Origin of the sequence: Burkholderia sp. R-40 (genome assembly GCF_049942845.1) — a bacterium.
Lineage (GTDB): Bacteria > Pseudomonadota > Gammaproteobacteria > Burkholderiales > Burkholderiaceae > Burkholderia > Burkholderia ambifaria.
Genome location: NZ_CP187967.1, coordinates 857542 through 874135, shown reverse-complemented (window position 1 = coordinate 874135; position 16594 = coordinate 857542). Strand labels below are relative to the sequence as shown.

The window sequence follows — 16594 nt, the reverse complement described above, 5'->3', positions numbered from 1 at the left end:
CTTTTTTTACATGTCCAGCAACGCCCCTCCGATCGTCCTCACCTTTGGCCTGTCCGATCCCACCGGCGGCTCCGGCATCCAAGCCGATCTGATGACTCTGGCGAGCATGGGCTGTCACGGCGTATCCGTCCTGACGGGCTATACCGTGCGCGACTCGGCCGCCTGCGACGAAGTCACCGGCCTCGATCCCGATGTCGTCGCCGCCCAGGCGCGCATGCTGCTCGAGGACATGCCGATCGCCGCGTTCAAGATCGGCGCGGCGACGCGCGCGGAAGTCGTGAGCGCGATCGCCGAAGTGGTCGCCGACTACGACGGCGTGCCGCTCGTGCTCGCACCGGACTTCACGCTCGACGACGAGCACGTGCTTGCCGCCGACGACCTGCGCGAATCGATCGCCGACCTGCTCGCGCCGCAGACGACGCTGCTGGTCGCCGATCACGCGACGCTGCTGGCGCTCGCGCAGCCGGACGGCGACGCCGAGGCGCCGAATCTCGACGCGGCCGTGTCGCACCTGCTGTCGCAGGGCTGCGAGTACATCCTGTCATCGGAAACAGGCTCGCACCGGCTCGTCAACACGCTGTACGGCGAGGAAGGCCAGCTCCGCGAAGACATGTGGGATCGTTCGCCGCACCGGCTGATGGGCATCACCGACACGCTCGGCGCGGCGATCGCGGCACTGCTCGCGAACGGCCAGGAGCCGCCCGAAGCGGTGCGCGAAGCACAGGAATACCTGTATCAGGCCGTGCGCGACGCGTTCCGGCCCGGCATGGGCGCGTACCTGCCCGACCGGTTCTTCTGGGCCCGCAGCAACGACGATGCGGACACGCCGCCGGCCGTGAAGGCCGATCCGGTGCCGAGGACGTCGCACCGCCATTGACGCCCGCACGGCGGCCCCGCGCCGCCGTCGCCTCGGGGCGGCAGGTCCGCCCCTTTCGTTCGCGCATAAAAAAAGACCCGCATCGCTGCGGGTCTTTTCTTTTGGCTGGAGCGCGCATCGCTGCGCGCTCCGGACACCATCGACCGAAGTCGATTACATGTCCATGCCCATGCCGCCCATGCCGCCCGGCATGCCGCCCGGCATCGGTGCATCTTCCTTCGGCAGTTCTGCGACAGCTGCGTCCGTCGTCAGCAGCAGGCCAGCAACCGAAGCTGCGTTCTGCAGTGCGGTGCGCGTGACCTTGGTCGGGTCGACGACGCCGGCTTCAACCATGTCGACGTACTCGCCCGTTGCTGCGTTGTAGCCGTAGTTGCCCTGGCCTGCAGCAACTGCCGCCACCACGACGCTGGCTTCTTCGCCGCCGTTCGTGACGATCTGACGCAGCGGCTCTTCCATCGCGCGCAGCACGATCTTGATGCCGGCGTTCTGGTCGGCGTTCGCGCCGGTCAGGCTGGCGATTGCCGTGCGAGCGCGGATCAGCGCAACGCCGCCGCCTGCCACGATGCCTTCTTCCACAGCTGCGCGCGTTGCGTGCAGTGCGTCTTCGACACGTGCCTTCTTTTCCTTCATTTCGACTTCGGTCGCAGCGCCGACCTTGATCACTGCCACGCCGCCGGCCAGCTTGGCCACGCGCTCTTGCAGCTTTTCACGGTCGTAGTCCGACGTCGCTTCTTCGATTTGCGCGCGCACTTGCTTCACGCGTGCTTCGATGCTCGCGGCTTCGCCTGCGCCGTCGATGATCGTCGTGTTTTCCTTGCCCACTTCGATGCGCTTCGCCTGGCCCAGTTCTGCCAGCGTTGCCTTCTCGAGCGTCAGGCCGGTTTCTTCCGCGATCACCTGGCCGCCGGTCAGGATCGCGATGTCTTCCAGCATTGCCTTGCGACGATCGCCGAAGCCCGGTGCCTTGACCGCGACGGTCTTCAGGATGCCGCGGATGTTGTTGACGACCAGCGTCGCGAGCGCTTCGCCCTCGACGTCTTCCGCGATGATCAGCAGCGGCCGGCCAGCCTTCGCGACTTGCTCGAGCACCGGCAGCAGATCACGGATGTTCGACACCTTCTTGTCGTGCAGCAGCACGAACGGGTTGTCGAGGACGGCGACTTGCTTTTCCGGGTTGTTGATGAAGTACGGCGACAGGTAGCCGCGGTCGAACTGCATGCCTTCGACGACGTCGAGTTCGTCGGCGAGCGACTTGCCGTCTTCGACGGTGATCACGCCTTCCTTGCCGACCTTGTCCATCGCTTCAGCGATACGATCGCCGATCGACGTGTCGCTGTTCGCCGAGATCGAGCCGACTTGCGCGATTTCCTTGTTCGTCGTGCACGGCTTGCTGATCTTCTTCAGCTCTTCGACAGCCGCTGCGACTGCCTTGTCGATGCCGCGCTTCAGGTCCATCGGGTTCATGCCCGATGCGACGTACTTCATGCCTTCGCGAACGATCGATTGCGCGAGGACGGTTGCCGTCGTCGTGCCGTCGCCTGCGTTGTCGCTGGTCTTGGAAGCGACTTCCTTGACCATTTGCGCGCCCATGTTCTGGAGCTTGTCCTTCAGCTCGATTTCCTTCGCGACCGACACACCGTCCTTGGTGACCGTCGGGCCGCCGAAGCTGCGCTCGAGCACCACGTTGCGGCCCTTCGGACCCAGCGTGACCTTGACCGCGTTGGCGAGAATGTTCACGCCTTCGACCATCTTCGAACGGGCGGAATCGCCGAATACGACGTCTTTAGCTGCCATCTTCTAACTCCTTGAATTCTTGGGAATATGTACCGTCAGTGGACGCTTACTTCGCGTTGACCACGGCCATGATGTCTTCTTCGCGCATGACCAGCAGTTCCTGGCCGTCGACCTTGACGGTCTGACCTGCGTACTTGCCGAACAGGACGCGATCACCGACCTTCACGTCGAGTGCGATCGGTGCGCCCTTGTCGTCGCGCTTGCCCGGGCCGATGGCCAGGACTTCGCCTTGATCCGGCTTTTCAGCTGCTGCGTCGGGGATCACGATGCCCGAGGCGGTCTTGGTTTCCTGATCCAGGCGCTTGACGATCACGCGATCGTGCAAAGGACGAAGGTTCATATTCACTCCTCTCTTGACTGAGATTGAAGAACGCTTAGGGAATCTGCCCGGCGGGTCGCCCGGCAGAGAATTGTTAGCACTCTCGTGCAGCGAGTGCTAATTATATGGACGGGTTTTGACAAATTCAAGAAGGGAAACCGGAGGTTTTTTCGCGGGGGCCGAAACGACGGAAAAACGGGGATGGAATTGAAAAATCCTTTTGAAACAATCAAGTAGGCATCAATACTGCGCTCCGGCAGCATGCGGATGCGGGATTTCCCGACCCGCGCACCGATTTGACACGGGGTAAGCACCGAGTTCCCGCGATCGTCTGACACCACATAAAAAGATCCGCTTGGGCGCCGCCGGGGCCCCTGTTCGGGGCCGGATCGTCACATGTCGGGACAGCCCGCGACCGGCTGGTACGTCCGGCCGTCGGTCTGGACCGTCGCGCCGAGCAGGCGCGCGAGCCCTTTCGCCCCTTCGCGCATCACGACGTCGTGATTCCAGATGAACAGCGGGCGGGCGAGCGGCTCCAGCCAGTTCATCCAGCGCTCGCGCGTGCGGATGTGCCAGTCGTAGCGCACGACGGTGCGCGTGCCGTCGCCGCTGAACGACCAGCGGCCGTCGCCGTCGATCGCGCCGCTCGCGCGGCCTTCGAGCACATAAGGCCGCTCGACGCGCAGCACGCGCATGTCGAAGGTCAGCCGGTACGGCAGCGCGCCTTTCCATGTGTATCGCTGCAGCGCGCCGACGCCGTGCGCGTCGCCGCGCTCGATCTCGACGGTCCGTACCGCGCTCTTCCACCAGTCGGGCCAGCGGTCGACCTGGTAGATCGCGTCCCAGACCGCCGCGAGCGGCGCGTCCACGCGCCACGTCGTCGAAAACCGGTATTCCGCCATGCAGCCTCCGGCATGAGTCGGGATCAGGAATCAGGGATGAAGGATCAGGGCGCGAAAAAGCGGGCGGGAAACGCGACGTCGATCTCGACGTCGTCGAGCGTCACCGTTTCGAGCGGGTCGCCGTCACCGTCCGCGAAGCTGACGACCTTCAGCGGAAAACCGTCCTCGGTGTCCAGCCACAGCCGATAGCGATGCACGCCGTCGACCGCGTGCGCGGGCGCGCCCGTCACCGACACGCGCAGCGCGGTCCGCCCGTTGATGGTCTCCTCGCCCTCCGTCACCGTCGCGCCGCCTTGCTGCAGCGCATGCACGTTGCGCAGCAACTCGCCGACGTCCGAGCGGTCGACGCGATGGCCGCTGCGGTCGAGCACGAGCGGATTGGTCGGCGACAGCCGCAGCGCGGGCGGCGCATGCTCGCCGAACGGGCGCAGCCGGACCTTGCCGTCGCCGGGATCGTACGCGAGCACCGCGCCACGATGGGGCGACACGAAGTCCATCCGGACGAAACCGGGTTTCAGATACGCATAGTGGAATTCGGTGCGCTCGCCGCTTCGCGCCGCCGAGCGGATCGTCGCGCGGTACGAGCGGACCTGGTCGAAATGTGCCTGCGCAACGGTCACCGGGTCGGCTGTCATGCTCGCTCCTATCAGGCTCGCGGCCAGCAATGCGGCGATCATGGCGCCGCCTCGACGTCGAGCACGCCCTCCATGCCGCGTTCGCGATGGCTGCGCAAGAACAGCAGCCGATGCGTGCAATAGTAGGCGAAGCGACCGGGCTGCGTCGGCGTGAAGCGGAACGTGCGCGGGGTCGTGGCCAGGTCGGTGTGCACCGCGATGCCGGCCTGCGGCGCGTCGATTTCGAAGCTGTGCGGCACGCGGCCCGGTTCGGCCGATACGGTCAGTTCGACCGGCACATGCGCGCGGACGATCACGTGACGCGGCCGAAAGAAATAGCTGCCGCCGACGATCGTCACCCGCTGCACGCCGTCGGCGTCGACCGGCACGCGCACCGGGGCGTCGCCTTGCGCCCGCGCGAGCCCGGCGCCTGCCGCGAGCACCGCCACCACCGTCGCCATCATCGCCGTCTTCGCGTTCATCTTGTGCTCCTTGCCGATGCCGAGCGGGTCACCCCTTCCATGCGTCGGTCGGCCCGCCGAGCGCGCCGCATGCGTCGATCGCGAGCTCGCGCAGGCGCCGTTCGTCGCCGCGGCCGGACAGCGCGTAGCCCATGCCGCGATCCGACCAGAAATACGTGTAGCGTCCGTCCGCCGACATCGCCTGCGGCGCGAGGCGCCGCGCATCGTAGGCCGTCATGTACAGCGTCACGCGCGCGCCGTCCGCGCGCTGGTACATCAGCTGCGCGGCCGGCCCCGCGTCGCCCGGCAGCAGCCGCCCGCCCAGCAGCGCGTAGCCGTATTCGTCGAGCGACGGCGCGCGCACGGGCCGGCCGAGACGCGCGGACAGCCAGCCGGCCAGGCGCGCCGGGTCGCGGGCGTCGATTTCGACCGGGTGTTCACGATCGGCCGCGTACACCGCATACGCGACATCCGCGCGCGCGGCGAACGCCGGTTCGACGCCGAACGCCGTCCAGCCCACGTGCAGCGCGATGCCGAGCACCAGCCCGGCCGCCAGCCCCGCGAACGCATAGGCAACCACGCGCCGGCGCGACGCGCGCCGCTGCACGAACAATGCCGATGCGGCGCCCGGCAGCGGGAACAGCGCGCGCAACGCGTCGCGCTGCGCGCCGTAATGCGCGAACCGGTCGGCTTCCCGCGGATCGGACTGCAGCCGCTCGAGCACCTCGCGGCGCTCCTGCCCGGACAGCTCGCCGTCGAGCAGCGCCGACAGCAGCTGGGCCGATGCAGCATCGTCCCGATCGTCCGAAGGTTTGCGCGGATCGTCGTCCATCATGTCTTCCCGATCACCCGTAACGCGGCCGTGCCGTGCGCCGGCGGCTCGCCGGACAGCAACGCACGCATCTGTTCACGCGCCCGCGACAGCCGCGACATCACCGTCCCCACCGGCACGCCGAGCACCTGTGCGGCGTCGCGATAGCTCAACTCCTCCAGCGCGACCAACAGCAGCACCTCGCGCTGTTCGACCGGCAGCCGGTACAGCGCGCGCTGCACGTCGCGCAGCATCAGGCCGCTGATCTCGTCGGCGGGCGCGGCCATCGTCTGCCATGGCGCGGTGGCGTCGTCGACCGCGATCTCGTGCCGCGCGCGCAACTGGTCGATGAAGCGGTGGCGCAGCAGCGTGAGCAGCCACGCGCGCAGGTTGCCGCCGTCACGCGGCGGCCGGTTCAGCGCGCGCTCGAGCGTGTCCTGCACGAGATCGTCCGCCCAGGCGCGGTCGCCCGTCAGCGCACGCGCATAACGCGTGAGATGCGGCAGCCACACCAGCAGGTCCGATTCGTAGCTCATCCGGATGCCTCGCGCGTCGCCACGTCGTCAGCCCGTCAGTCGGTCCGTCCGTCAGTTTTCAGGGACGTGCGACGTGCCACATGCCGCCGATTCCGTCGCCGCCCGCGTCTCCTGCCTTGTGGTCCATTTTCCAGCGATACAGCGGGCGACCGTTGTACGCCCATTGCTTCTTGCCGTCGTCGCGCTTGACGAGGCTCAACGCACCCGACGCCTTGTCGTATGCGTCGGCGAGCGCCGGCGGCCAGTTGGCCGCGCAGGTGCCGGTGCAGGTGCTCTTGCCCGGCGCGTCGTGATCGAACACGTACAGCGTCATGTGATCTTCGTCGACCAGTTTCCCGTTGCCGGCCTGCGGCGGCTCGGCGGCCGCGGGCCGCGCGATCGCGGCCGTCAGCGCGACGGCGAACAGCATCGTCTTCATTCCCGTTCTCCTTGGCATGGCATTACGGCACGGCACCGCCGGACGGGCGTCGAAAAACTTCGTCATGGTCATTATCCCGCTGCCCGATTGCGCCGCGACTCGGTATATAAACGGACGGCCGCGGGCGGTTATTCCATGCAGCGCGCCGATCGCCCGCCATTCGTCCAACAAGCCCATCGGGAATCCAAAGAAAAACGCGGCATGACCTTGCCGTCATGCCGCGTTGTGCATTGCAACGGCCGCACGCGCGGCGGCCGTCGCCCGCCGACTAGCTCAGCCGAAACGCGCGGGCCGGTACGGATGGGGATCGATGTAGGTCGGCGCGCCGGTGATCATTTCGGCGAGCAGCCGTCCGCTTGCGGGGCCGAGCGTGAGCCCGTGGTGACAATGACCGAACGCGAACCACAGATGACGGTGGCGCGGCGCCGGCCCGATCACCGGCCGCATGTCGGGCGTGCACGGCCGCATCCCGAGCCACGGCGCCGGATCGAGCCGCTCGCCGATGCCGAACGCGTCGCGCGCGAGCGGCTCGGCACGCGCGAGTTGCACGCCGGTCGGAGGCGCATCGCGCAACGCGATCTCGACGCCGGTCGTGAGCCGCAGCCGGCCGCCCTCCATCGGCGCGACCACGAAACCTTCCTCGGTATCGCACACCGGCACGTTCAGCGGCGCGCGGGTCGGCAGGTAATGCATGTGATAGCCGCGCTTCGCGCGCAGCGGAATCCGGTAGCCGAGCGGCGCGAACACGTGATCGGACCACGGCCCGAGCGCGACCACGGCCGACCGCGCCGAGATCGGCCCGTGTTCGGTATCGACCTGCCAGCCGTCGCGCACCTGCGCGAGCGTCGTCGCGTCGCCGTGCACGAACGTGCCGCCGTCGCGCTCGAACAGCCGCGCGTACGCCTTCGTGAGGCCGCCGGGACTCGATACCGTCTTCGGATCCTGCCAGTGGAACGCGCCGCAGAATGCGTCGCCGATGCCGGGCTCGCGCTCGCGCAGCGCGCGCGCGTCGAGCACGCTCATCCGCAACCCGTGCGCGTCGGCCACCCGCTGCTGCGCGCGCGTTGCCGCGTCGAACAGCGCGGGCGACCGGAACGCCTCGAGCCACCCGCCGTCATGCACGAGCGGCTGTGCGTCGGTGCGCGCGAGCAGCGCGTCGTGCTCGACGACACTCGCCGCGACGAGCGGCAGCATGTCGCGCGCGGCAGCCGCGAGCCGCTGCGGCGACGATTCGCGCCAGAAGCGCGCGAGCCAGCCCGCGTACGCAGGCAGCGCCTTGTAGTCCCAATAGAGATCGACCGAGCGGTTGTGCGCGTAGCGCAGCAGCGTGCCGAGCCGGCGCGGGAACGCGTACGGCACGACCGACGAGCGCTCGATCAGCCCGGCATTGCCGTGGCTCGTCTCCTCGCCAGGCGCGCGCCGGTCGACGAGCGCGACCCGCAGCCCGCGATCCTGCAGATGCAGCGCCGACGACACGCCGACGATGCCGGCCCCCAGAACGATGACGTCGAAATCCATGCTTCCCCGTACTGCGTCGAGATTCGGTGCGACGCGCGCCGGCACGGCGCCGGCGCGCGGCCTGGCTTACTTCGCGACGATGTCGCGCTTGAAGTACTTCTGCGACAGCGCGCTCAGCGTGCCGTCCTTCTTCAGTGCGTCGAGCGCGCCGACGATCTTAGTCTGCAGCGCCTTGTCGCCCTTGCGCATCCCGAAGCCGGTGCCTTCGCCGAGCGTCGCGGCGTCTTTCAGCGGCTCGCCGACGATCTGGTAGTCGCGGCCGGCCGGCTTGTCGAGGAAGCCGTCCTGCGCGGTCTGCGCTTCCTGCACGGCCGCGTCGAGACGCCCGGCGACGAGATCGGCGTAGATCTGGTCCTGGTCCGGATAGGACACGACGGCCACGCCCGCATTCGCCCAGTGCGCCTTCAGGAAATCCTCCTGCGACGAGCCCTGCAGCACGCCGACGTGCTTGCCGCGCAGGCTCGCGGCATCGGGCCGCAGCGGCGAGCCGCGGTGCGCGACCATCACGATCGGCACGACGTAGATCGCCGGCGTGAAGTCGATGCTCTGCTTGCACTTCGCGGTGATGTTCATCGCCGAATTGATCGCGTCGAACTTGCGCGCCTGCAGCGCCGGGATCAACCCGTCGAACGCATTCTCGACCCACACGCACTTCATGTTCAGCTTCGCGCACACCGCGTTGCCGATGTCGACGTCGAAGCCCTGCAACTGGCCGGCCGGCGACTTGCTCTCGAACGGCGGGTAGGCGGCTTCGATCCCGAAGCGCAGCGTGGTCTGTTCCGCGTGGGCCGTGACGGCCGCGCACGCAAGCGCCGCGACGGCGCAGAGGGAAAGCTTCCAGTTCATGACGGATGTCCTTCGATTCCGGATTGAGGCGATGAAGACCGGTCGCGCGACGCCGTTGCCGGGCGCTGCGCCCGCGCCGGATCGGCCGGCGATGCAGCCGGCCGCCGTGCGGCGACACGCTGGTCCGCACGTAAAATATAGACTCTTAGTCTACTATAGACTATAGGGGATACGATAAGCGCGGTGCTGACGTCGTCCCTCGCCATACCGTCGCTCGCGCACAACCCCTTTGATTTATCTATGTTTTTCCTTGCGCACGCGTCGTGGAAAGAAAAATCCACCCGACCACTTCTGTCTATATTAGACTTTTAATCCATCACGAACACTGCCGGACGTACTGTATCGAGACAGTCCCGTCCGGCCCCGACCGGAGAAGTCCCATGACGCAACCCGCCCCGACCCTGCCGCTCACCGTCGACGAAGCCGCGGTGCGTGCCGCGCTGCCGTCGCTCGACGTGCTCGGCACGCTGCGCCGCATGTTCGCGTCGCTCGCGTCGGCTCGCGCGGTGCAGCCGCCGCAAACCCTCACGCTGTTCCCCGAACAGGCCGGCGATTTCATCACGTATCTCGGCGCGCTCGCCGACGAGCAGGTGTTCGGCGCGAAGCTGTCGCCGTACGTCGTGACGGGCGGCAAACCGATCGTGACCGCGTGGACCGCGCTGATGTCGATGCGTACCGGCCAGCCGCTGATGTGGTGCGACGCGGGGCTGCTGACGGTCGAGCGCACGGCCGGCACGACGGCGCTCGCGGTCGACTGCCTCGCGCCGCGCGACGCGCGCCGGCTCGCCGTGATCGGCACGGGCGCGGTCGGCCTCGCGCATCTGCGCCACGCCGCGGCACTGCGCGACTGGGCCTCGATCAGCGTGCATTCACCCGCGCTCGCCGGCGACCCGGCGCTGCAGGCGACGCTCGCGCGGATCGATCCGCGCGCCCGTCCGGCCGCCGGCGTCGAGGCATGCGTGCGCGACGCCGATGTCGTGATGCTGTGCACGTCGTCGGGCACGCCGGTGCTCGCGGACGGCATGCTCACGCGTCCCGCGCTCGTCACGTCGATCAGCACCAACGTCGCGCGCGCGCACGAGATCCCGCCCGTGTGGCTGCCCGACATGGACGTGTATTGCGACTACCGCCACACGACGCCCGCCAGCGCGGGCGAGATGCAGATCGCGGCGGCCGCGCACGGCTGGACGCCCGAGCGGATCGTCGGCGACCTGCCCGCGCTCGTCGCCGGCACCTGCGCGGCACCGTCGCGCACGCGTCATGCGTTCTTCCGCTCGATCGGCCTCGGCCTCGAGGACATCGCGATCGCGCACGCGCTGTACGTGCATCTGACGCGCGCATGAGCAGCACGCGCACGCGGGGCCGATACAATGGCGCAACCGCCGCGGCGGCAGCGCGCGGGCGCACGGACATGCCGGTCGACGGTACGCCGGCGCGCCGCGCCCACGCACCGCCCGGCCCCCGCTCACCCGAGATGGCGATTCCGATGCGCAAGAAGCAATCCCCCGTCAAAAACCTGCTGCTCACCCGCTATGCGCCGATCGCCGATGGCATCGCGGCGCTGTTCTTCCCGTACGCGGAAGTCGTGATCCACGACCTGCACGATCAGACCGTGCTGTACCTCGCGAACAACCTGTCGAAGCGCGAGGTCGGCGACGACTCGGCGCTCGAGGAAATCGATCATTCGGCGCGCGAGCGCGTGATCGGCCCGTACGAGAAGCTGAATTGGGATGGCCGGCGGATGCGTTGCGTGAGCAACGTGCTGTTCGACGACGAAGGCCGCCCGGCCGGGATGATGTGCATCAACTTCAACATCGCGGTGTTCGACGACGTCCGCGCGACGCTCGACGTGTTCATCAAGGGCGCGGGCATCGTCGCGCAGCCCGACGAGCTGTTCCGCGACGACTGGCAGGAGCGCATCAACACGTTCCTGCACGGCTGGCTGCGCGAACGGCAGGTCGGCCTGAACGGCCTCACGCGCGAGCACCGGCGCGAACTCGTCGAAGCACTGCATGCGGAAGGCGCGTTCCGCGGCAAGAGCGCCGCGAACTACGTCGCGAACGTGCTCGGGATGGGGCGAGCGACCGTCTACAAGCACCTGAAGCATCTGAAGGAAACGCAGGGCGACGCGTAAGGGGCCCGTTTCGTCCGCGCCAGGCCATGACGAAGCGTCGAAGCATAAAGTGATATAGTCGCGGTTACATTTATTTGCCGCCCTACCGCCCATGACGACCACCCCTGCCCCGACTGCCCGCCCGACCCTGACCGTCGAGATCTGGTCCGACCTGATCTGCCCGTGGTGCTGGATCGGCAAGCGCCGCTTCGACGAGGCGCTCGCAGCGTTCGCGCACGCCGGGCACGTCGACGTCGTGCTGCGCGCGTATCGGCTGATGCCGGGCCAGCCGGTCGAGCCGGTCGAGGCGATGCTCGCGGGCAAGTACCAAATGTCGCCCGCGCAGGTCGACCAGATGCTGCGCCAGGTGACCGACGCGGCCGCGAGCGTCGGGCTGCGCTACGACCTTCCGGGCACGTCCGTCGGCGACACGCTCGACGCTCACCGGCTCGTGAAGCTCGCGGAAGCGACCGGCCGCGCGCATGCGCTGACCGAACGCCTGTACCGCGCGTATTTCTGCGAGCACGGCTCGCTGTTCGACCACGCGGCGCTGATCGACTTCGCGGTCGAAGCGGGGCTGGATCGCTCGGCCGTCGAAGCCGTACTGCGCAGCGACGCATACCGTGACGAAGTCGAGGCCGACATCGCGCGGGCCGCGCAGATCGGCGGACGCGGCGTGCCGCTGTTCGTGTTCGGCGGCCGCTACGCGGTGTCGGGCGCGCAGCCGGCCGACGTGTTCGCGCAGGCGCTCGAGCAGGCGTGGCGCGACGGCGCGATCGTCGAATTCGCCGGCGACGACGCAGCCGCGTGCGGCCCCGACGGCTGCGAACTGCCGCCGCGCGGCTGACATCGGGGCGTCGGGCGCCGCGCGACACGCGCGGCCGCTACGCGTCGCTCCTGCCATGAACCGGCAGGAAGCGCGCGCGAATGACGTCTGCCATTCAGCCTCTCAAAGCACTATCAGAAGACTGCCGGGCCATCCGCTCGCGGATACCGGCACGCCGCCCTGTCGGGCCCGGCGCCCGTTCAAACGCACGTTTCATCCACCGCGAACGGCCCGCCCGGCGGCCCTTCCCGGCCGATTTTTAACGTAGTCGTACACCAACGCGCCACTTTTGCGACAATGGCGGACTTTGAATGCGCGCGCCGCAGCCGCGCGCCACCGCCGAACGCCGCATAACCGCCTGCTTCCGATGTCGCTCCCCCATATCGATCTGCTGTACTCCCTGTCCGGCCTGTTCGTCGGCATTCTCGTCGGCCTGACGGGCGTCGGCGGCGGTTCGCTGATGACGCCGATCCTCGTGCTGCTGTTCGGCGTCCACCCCGCGACGGCGGTCGGCACCGACCTGCTGTACGCGGCCGCGACCAAGGCGACCGGCACGCTTGTCCACGGGCTAAAGGGGTCGATCGACTGGCGCATCACCGGCCGGCTCGCGGCCGGCAGCGTCCCGGCCGCGGCCGTCACGCTGTGGGTGCTGCACACGCACGGCGTGAATTCGCCCGGCACCGCGCGGATGATCCAGCTGGTGCTCGGCATCGCGCTGCTGCTCACGTCGCTCGCGCTGATCTTCCGCCCGCAACTCACCGCGCTCGCCGCGCGCAACCCGCTCGCGCCGAGCCCCGCGCGCACGCTGTGGTCGACCGTGCTGACGGGCGCCGTGCTCGGCATGCTCGTGTCGATGACGTCGGTCGGCGCCGGCGCGATCGGCGTCACCGTGCTGCTGCTGCTGTACCCGGCGCTCGCGACCACCCGCATCGTCGGGTCCGACATCGCGCACGCGGTGCCGCTCACGCTCGTCGCGGGCATGGGCCACTGGCTGCTCGGCTCGGTCGACTGGTCGATGCTGCTGTCGCTGCTGCTCGGCTCGCTGCCCGGCATCGTGCTCGGCAGCCTGCTATCCGCGCGCGCACCCGAGCGGCTGCTGCGCAACCTGCTCGCCGCGACGCTCGTCGCGGTCGGCATACGGCTCGTGCTCGCGTAACGACGCGGCCGGCGGTTCCCGCGCCGCGGGACGCGCTGCTTGCGGCGCCTCGCGCGCCGACACCCTTTCCACAAAAAACAGCCCGACCGGCCTGCGCCGATCGGGCTGTCGTCCATCCGAGGCCTCGCGAACCCGCGCCGCCCGGCGCAAGACCGGGCCGCGCGGGCCGCAACGCGATGCTTACCGTCCCTGCTGCTCCAATTGCCGCTCCTCGAGCTGCCGCGTACGCGCGTGCAGCGTACGCGCGTGCAGCGTCAGCACGTGCTGCAGCGCAGTCCGCGGCGCGTCATTCAGGTCGATGCCTGTCTCTGTCAAGCGTCTGCACCGGGTGTTGGAGTCGATGCACCGCTAGCGCCACGGCGGGCTCGCCCGCCCCCCCAGCTCATCTGGCCCGACGTGCAGTTGTTGGTCATCGCCGCCAGATCGCCGGCGGCGGCGTAATGCCGCCGCCGGCGTTCGCGCGCCGGTCGGGTCGGGCGGCTGACGTGTGTATGACAGCCCGGCTTCATCAACGCGGTGCGGCGGATGCCGTCAGAGCGGCACGTTGATCGCGCCAGCGCCCGCCGTGATCGCGTTCGCGCCGGGCGATGTCGCGATCGGCGGCAGGTTCGCGCTCGTCAGCGCCGGTGCGGCGCCCGGCGTGCCGCCGCGCGGCACCGTGCGGATCACCTGCGACGGCGGCAGCGCGGCGCCGTTCTTCAGATGGCGCCACATCAGGTTCAACGCCTGCATGTTGTAGTAGTGGACCGGCACGAAGCGCGTATCGAAGCCCGCGACGGGCAGGAACGCGTCGAAGTGCTGCCCGTTCGTCACCTCGTAGAACACGAGCTGGCTGCGGCTGCCTTCGCTGATGCTGTTCTGCGCGACGTATGCGCGCGACGCGTGGTTCACCGGCACGAGCGCGTCGCTGCGGCCCTGCACGATGATCGCGGGCTTGCCCTGCAGGTTCGCGTTCACGCGCACGGCGTCGACGTTCGCCGGCATGTCGAGCATCCCGTTGGTCCACAGCTGGCGCAGGCACAGCGCGCCCGCGAAACTCGCGTCGGGCGTCGCGAGCCGGTGATCGACGCCCGCGCCCGTGTTGAACACGAGGTCGATGCCGCCCGTCGGCGGCACGCCGTTGCCGACGCCGAAGATGGCCGGCATCGGCGACGCGGCGGGCGCCGCGACCGTGCCGGTCGGCGCGCTGGTGGTCGCGAAGCTGAAATTGCACAGGTTGTCGGTCACGCGCGAGCGCGTGTACGCGTTCGCATAGGTGACCGCGATCGCCGGAATCGCCTGCGAATCCCACATCGACGCCTGCAGCAGGTCGGAATCGGCGAGATAGCCGGCCGCATGCAGCTGCGCGAGCGCGTCGGCGGCCTGGCTCTGCGTGTCGGCGCCCGACACGAGCCCCGCCGCGGCGAGCGTCGCGCAGCGCTGCGTGCGGATCGACTGCGTGGTGGCGGCCGGCAGCCCGCTCAGGTACGGCTCGCCCGCGAGCGACGCGGACGCGGCCGCGCACGGCTGCAGCAGGTTCGCGAGCGTTGCGTAGTCGGCCAGCGGGCGGCCGAACGACGGCGCCGGCTGGCCGCCCTCGCGCACGATCGCGTTCGGCGACATCCGCACGTTGACCTGCGGCTCGCCGACCACGACCGCGGTGATCCAGCGGCGCGTGTCCTGCTCGGCCGCCGCGAGCGCCGCGCCGCCGCCGTTGCTGACGGACGCGGCGATCGTCGTGATGTCGCCCGGGTGGTAGCGGACGCCGTGATGCGAGCTGTCGAGTACCGGCCCGAACTGCTCGTTGAGCGCCCAGTACGCGAATTCGACCGCCTGCAGCGTCGCGTGCCCCCAGTCCTGCTCGGGATTCTGCTGCGAATGCGCGTGCTTGAACGCGTAGCGGTTCGGGAAGCGGCCGTTGAACGCGGCCAGGTCGCCGCTCGTCACGTTCGCGGTAAAGAGGCTGGCATTGCCGGCGAGCACCGCGTTGGCGAGGGTGCCGTCGATCAGCGTGATCGTGTCGGAGCCGAGCTCGTGCGCGCCGTTGCCGCCGCCCTTGTCGTTGTATGCGACCGCGCAGCCGCGCTTGAGGCCCCACTCGCCAGCCGCCGAAATCGCGCCGTACACGCCGCGCGAACCCGACGACGTCGCGGTGACGATGCACGGCTGCTTGGGATCGAAGCTGGCGGGCACCTGCACGAGCAGCGTCACGTTCTTGCGGCCGCTGCCGTCGTCGGAGTACGCGAGATATTCGGTGCCGGGGATCTTGCCTTCGCCGAGCGTGGCGTTGCCGTCGAGGTCGACGTTCGGCCCCCAGAAGCGGCCGTAGCCGCCGTTCGCGCTCATGTCGACGAGCGCGCGGTAGTTCGACCAGATCGCGAGCCGGCGCAGCTCGGCGCTCGTCGGCCGGGACGGATTCGCGAACGCGGGCGCCGTGGAGGCGAGGCCCGTCTTGCCGAGGCCGGCCGTCAGCAGGTCGTCGCTCGTGCCGTCATAGGCGGTTGTGCGCACGCTGCCGGACACGAAACCGGGCAACCGGTTGCGCTCGCCCGAATCGGCGTCGTTGCAGGCGCCGAGCAATGTGAGCGCGGCCAGCGCCGCGCCGAGAAGAATCCGAGTGCCCCACCCGTGCGTCGTCATTGTCGCCCCCTATCAGTATGGATATCGCTATCGCTGCGCCGCTGCGTCGTGCGCGGCTCGCGGCCTGTCGGGAAAACACCGGGCCGCTCCTGATATTCCGCCCCGAAGGCAGTCCCCCTGGGAGATGCTCTCCCGGAGGGCTGGCGCGCAGCGACAGCTGGGGCACGCTGCGGCGCAAACGGGCCCCGGCATGCCGGGGCCCGTCTGAAAGCAGGCGCGGGCGGCACTCGCGCGCCGCCCGCCCGGCATTATTGCTGCTGAACCGTCAGCTTGTTCGAGACCGACGTCACGCCGCTCACGCCCTTCGCTGCCTCTTCCGCCTTGTCGATCTGTGCCTGGTCGGGCACCGTGCCCTCCAGCGTGATCGCGCCGCCCTTCGAGCGCACGACGATGTTGGCCACGTCGATGCCGCCTGCCTTCGTGATTGCCTTGCGCACCGCGTAGCCGAGCTTGCGGTTCGCCTTCTTCGCGGTCTTGGCCGCCGCCTTCGGCGAGCTCGCTGCCGCGGCCGGCGCTTCGGTGGCCGCCGTATCGCTGGACTGCGCGTATACGCTGCCCGTCAGACAGGCCGCCACGGCCGCAACACCCAACGCTCTCAACACGATCGACTTCATGCTATCTCCTTGTAACTCCTGAACGGCCGTGCACAGTACGGCCGGATACCCCCAATGGCAGCCGGCCCGCGCGCGAACGGGCGGGACGGCCGATGATTTCCACGGCGATGCGAGAGAGGCGACACGGGCCGGCAACCGGCGCGCGCGAGTGCGGGCCGGCCGGGCCGGGC

Annotated in this window: 18 protein-coding genes; 5 read left to right on the top strand and 13 right to left on the bottom strand. The window is 69.0% G+C overall.

Annotation, left to right across the window (positions count from 1 at the left end; genetic code table 11):
* The first annotated feature begins 10 nt into the window (after nucleotides 1-10).
* Nucleotides 11-877, top strand: a complete 867-nt coding sequence (locus tag ACP26O_RS03970) for a hydroxymethylpyrimidine/phosphomethylpyrimidine kinase (protein ID WP_011656116.1) — start codon at nucleotides 11-13, stop codon at nucleotides 875-877.
* A 153-nt stretch (nucleotides 878-1030) separates the two neighbouring features.
* Here ACP26O_RS03970 and groL read toward each other — a convergent pair whose 3' ends face one another.
* From groL to ACP26O_RS03920, 10 genes are all read right to left on the bottom strand, one after another.
* The gene (gene groL / locus ACP26O_RS03965) at nucleotides 1031-2671 is read right to left on the bottom strand and encodes a chaperonin GroEL (protein WP_426356293.1); all 1641 of its coding nucleotides are present in this window, start codon (nucleotides 2669-2671) and stop codon (nucleotides 1031-1033) included.
* Between the two features lie 46 nt (nucleotides 2672-2717).
* Nucleotides 2718-3011 (bottom strand): co-chaperone GroES, encoded by a 294-nt coding sequence (groES, locus tag ACP26O_RS03960; RefSeq protein WP_004186661.1) that lies wholly within the window; start codon nucleotides 3009-3011, stop codon nucleotides 2718-2720.
* Nucleotides 3012-3382: 371 nt separating this feature from the next.
* Complete coding sequence (locus ACP26O_RS03955) at nucleotides 3383-3892, bottom strand: SRPBCC family protein (RefSeq protein WP_175664145.1); 510 nt, start codon at nucleotides 3890-3892, stop codon at nucleotides 3383-3385.
* Nucleotides 3893-3936: 44 nt separating this feature from the next.
* Nucleotides 3937-4569 carry a LolA family protein gene (locus ACP26O_RS03950; protein ID WP_175664146.1) on the bottom strand — a complete coding sequence of 211 codons (633 nt, stop codon included), beginning with the start codon at nucleotides 4567-4569 and terminating at the stop codon, nucleotides 3937-3939.
* On the bottom strand, nucleotides 4566-4988 hold the full coding sequence (locus tag ACP26O_RS03945; protein ID WP_175664147.1) for a quinol oxidase: 423 nt from the start codon (nucleotides 4986-4988) through the stop codon (nucleotides 4566-4568). The genes ACP26O_RS03950 and ACP26O_RS03945 overlap by 4 nt, the downstream gene beginning before the upstream one ends.
* A 28-nt stretch (nucleotides 4989-5016) precedes the next feature.
* The gene (locus ACP26O_RS03940) at nucleotides 5017-5799 is read right to left on the bottom strand and encodes an anti-sigma factor family protein (RefSeq protein WP_175664148.1); all 783 of its coding nucleotides are present in this window, start codon (nucleotides 5797-5799) and stop codon (nucleotides 5017-5019) included.
* Nucleotides 5799-6314 carry a sigma-70 family RNA polymerase sigma factor gene (locus tag ACP26O_RS03935; RefSeq protein ID WP_006753920.1) on the bottom strand — a complete coding sequence of 172 codons (516 nt, stop codon included), beginning with the start codon at nucleotides 6312-6314 and terminating at the stop codon, nucleotides 5799-5801. Before ACP26O_RS03935 ends, ACP26O_RS03940 begins: the two co-directional genes overlap by 1 nt.
* A gap of 58 nt (nucleotides 6315-6372) precedes the next feature.
* A complete protein-coding gene (locus tag ACP26O_RS03930) occupies nucleotides 6373-6732 on the bottom strand; it encodes a COG4315 family predicted lipoprotein (RefSeq protein ID WP_175664149.1) in 360 nt (119 codons plus the stop codon).
* A gap of 273 nt (nucleotides 6733-7005) precedes the next feature.
* The gene (locus ACP26O_RS03925) at nucleotides 7006-8250 is read right to left on the bottom strand and encodes an NAD(P)/FAD-dependent oxidoreductase (protein WP_175664150.1); all 1245 of its coding nucleotides are present in this window, start codon (nucleotides 8248-8250) and stop codon (nucleotides 7006-7008) included.
* A gap of 66 nt (nucleotides 8251-8316) precedes the next feature.
* On the bottom strand, nucleotides 8317-9096 hold the full coding sequence (locus tag ACP26O_RS03920) for an ABC transporter substrate-binding protein (protein WP_175664151.1): 780 nt from the start codon (nucleotides 9094-9096) through the stop codon (nucleotides 8317-8319).
* A 380-nt stretch (nucleotides 9097-9476) separates the two neighbouring features.
* Between ACP26O_RS03920 and ACP26O_RS03915 the strand changes: the two genes are divergently transcribed.
* The 4 genes from ACP26O_RS03915 (at nucleotide 9477) to ACP26O_RS03900 (ending at nucleotide 13191) form a co-directional block, all read left to right on the top strand.
* Nucleotides 9477-10439 carry an ornithine cyclodeaminase family protein gene (locus ACP26O_RS03915; RefSeq protein WP_175664152.1) on the top strand — a complete coding sequence of 321 codons (963 nt, stop codon included), beginning with the start codon at nucleotides 9477-9479 and terminating at the stop codon, nucleotides 10437-10439.
* Nucleotides 10436-11230: a helix-turn-helix transcriptional regulator gene (locus ACP26O_RS03910; protein ID WP_175664153.1), complete on the top strand. Its 795-nt coding sequence runs from the start codon at nucleotides 10436-10438 to the stop codon at nucleotides 11228-11230. The genes ACP26O_RS03915 and ACP26O_RS03910 overlap by 4 nt, the downstream gene beginning before the upstream one ends.
* A 91-nt stretch (nucleotides 11231-11321) precedes the next feature.
* Nucleotides 11322-12056, top strand: coding sequence for a DsbA family oxidoreductase (locus ACP26O_RS03905; RefSeq protein ID WP_175664154.1), 735 nt, complete (start codon nucleotides 11322-11324; stop codon nucleotides 12054-12056).
* A gap of 346 nt (nucleotides 12057-12402) precedes the next feature.
* On the top strand, nucleotides 12403-13191 hold the full coding sequence (locus ACP26O_RS03900; protein ID WP_175664155.1) for a sulfite exporter TauE/SafE family protein: 789 nt from the start codon (nucleotides 12403-12405) through the stop codon (nucleotides 13189-13191).
* Nucleotides 13192-13371: 180 nt separating this feature from the next.
* Here ACP26O_RS03900 and ACP26O_RS03895 read toward each other — a convergent pair whose 3' ends face one another.
* The 3 genes from ACP26O_RS03895 to ACP26O_RS03885 all read right to left on the bottom strand — a co-directional run bounded on the left by ACP26O_RS03895 (nucleotide 13372) and on the right by ACP26O_RS03885 (nucleotide 16424).
* Nucleotides 13372-13506 carry a hypothetical protein gene (locus ACP26O_RS03895; protein ID WP_279607348.1) on the bottom strand — a complete coding sequence of 45 codons (135 nt, stop codon included), beginning with the start codon at nucleotides 13504-13506 and terminating at the stop codon, nucleotides 13372-13374.
* A gap of 216 nt (nucleotides 13507-13722) precedes the next feature.
* Nucleotides 13723-15810, bottom strand: a complete 2088-nt coding sequence (locus ACP26O_RS03890) for a D-(-)-3-hydroxybutyrate oligomer hydrolase (protein ID WP_175664156.1) — start codon at nucleotides 15808-15810, stop codon at nucleotides 13723-13725.
* Nucleotides 15811-16058: 248 nt separating this feature from the next.
* Nucleotides 16059-16424, bottom strand: coding sequence for a BON domain-containing protein (locus ACP26O_RS03885; RefSeq protein WP_175656162.1), 366 nt, complete (start codon nucleotides 16422-16424; stop codon nucleotides 16059-16061).
* Nucleotides 16425-16594 lie beyond the last annotated feature (170 nt).

Bases quoted from the DNA above. Each gene is read 5' to 3' on its own strand.
- ACP26O_RS03970 (WP_011656116.1), top strand. From the start codon at position 11: ATGTCCAGCAACGCCCCTCCGATCGTCCTCACCTTTGGCCTGTCCGAT.
- groL (WP_426356293.1), bottom strand. From the start codon at position 2,671: ATGGCAGCTAAAGACGTCGTATTCGGCGATTCCGCCCGTTCGAAGATG.
- groES (WP_004186661.1), bottom strand. From the start codon at position 3,011: ATGAACCTTCGTCCTTTGCACGATCGCGTGATCGTCAAGCGCCTGGAT.
- ACP26O_RS03955 (WP_175664145.1), bottom strand. From the start codon at position 3,892: ATGGCGGAATACCGGTTTTCGACGACGTGGCGCGTGGACGCGCCGCTC.
- ACP26O_RS03950 (WP_175664146.1), bottom strand. From the start codon at position 4,569: ATGATCGCCGCATTGCTGGCCGCGAGCCTGATAGGAGCGAGCATGACA.
- ACP26O_RS03945 (WP_175664147.1), bottom strand. From the start codon at position 4,988: ATGAACGCGAAGACGGCGATGATGGCGACGGTGGTGGCGGTGCTCGCG.
- ACP26O_RS03940 (WP_175664148.1), bottom strand. From the start codon at position 5,799: ATGGACGACGATCCGCGCAAACCTTCGGACGATCGGGACGATGCTGCA.
- ACP26O_RS03935 (WP_006753920.1), bottom strand. From the start codon at position 6,314: ATGAGCTACGAATCGGACCTGCTGGTGTGGCTGCCGCATCTCACGCGT.
- ACP26O_RS03930 (WP_175664149.1), bottom strand. From the start codon at position 6,732: ATGAAGACGATGCTGTTCGCCGTCGCGCTGACGGCCGCGATCGCGCGG.
- ACP26O_RS03925 (WP_175664150.1), bottom strand. From the start codon at position 8,250: ATGGATTTCGACGTCATCGTTCTGGGGGCCGGCATCGTCGGCGTGTCG.
- ACP26O_RS03920 (WP_175664151.1), bottom strand. From the start codon at position 9,096: ATGAACTGGAAGCTTTCCCTCTGCGCCGTCGCGGCGCTTGCGTGCGCG.
- ACP26O_RS03915 (WP_175664152.1), top strand. From the start codon at position 9,477: ATGACGCAACCCGCCCCGACCCTGCCGCTCACCGTCGACGAAGCCGCG.
- ACP26O_RS03910 (WP_175664153.1), top strand. From the start codon at position 10,436: ATGAGCAGCACGCGCACGCGGGGCCGATACAATGGCGCAACCGCCGCG.
- ACP26O_RS03905 (WP_175664154.1), top strand. From the start codon at position 11,322: ATGACGACCACCCCTGCCCCGACTGCCCGCCCGACCCTGACCGTCGAG.
- ACP26O_RS03900 (WP_175664155.1), top strand. From the start codon at position 12,403: ATGTCGCTCCCCCATATCGATCTGCTGTACTCCCTGTCCGGCCTGTTC.
- ACP26O_RS03890 (WP_175664156.1), bottom strand. From the start codon at position 15,810: ATGACGACGCACGGGTGGGGCACTCGGATTCTTCTCGGCGCGGCGCTG.
- ACP26O_RS03885 (WP_175656162.1), bottom strand. From the start codon at position 16,424: ATGAAGTCGATCGTGTTGAGAGCGTTGGGTGTTGCGGCCGTGGCGGCC.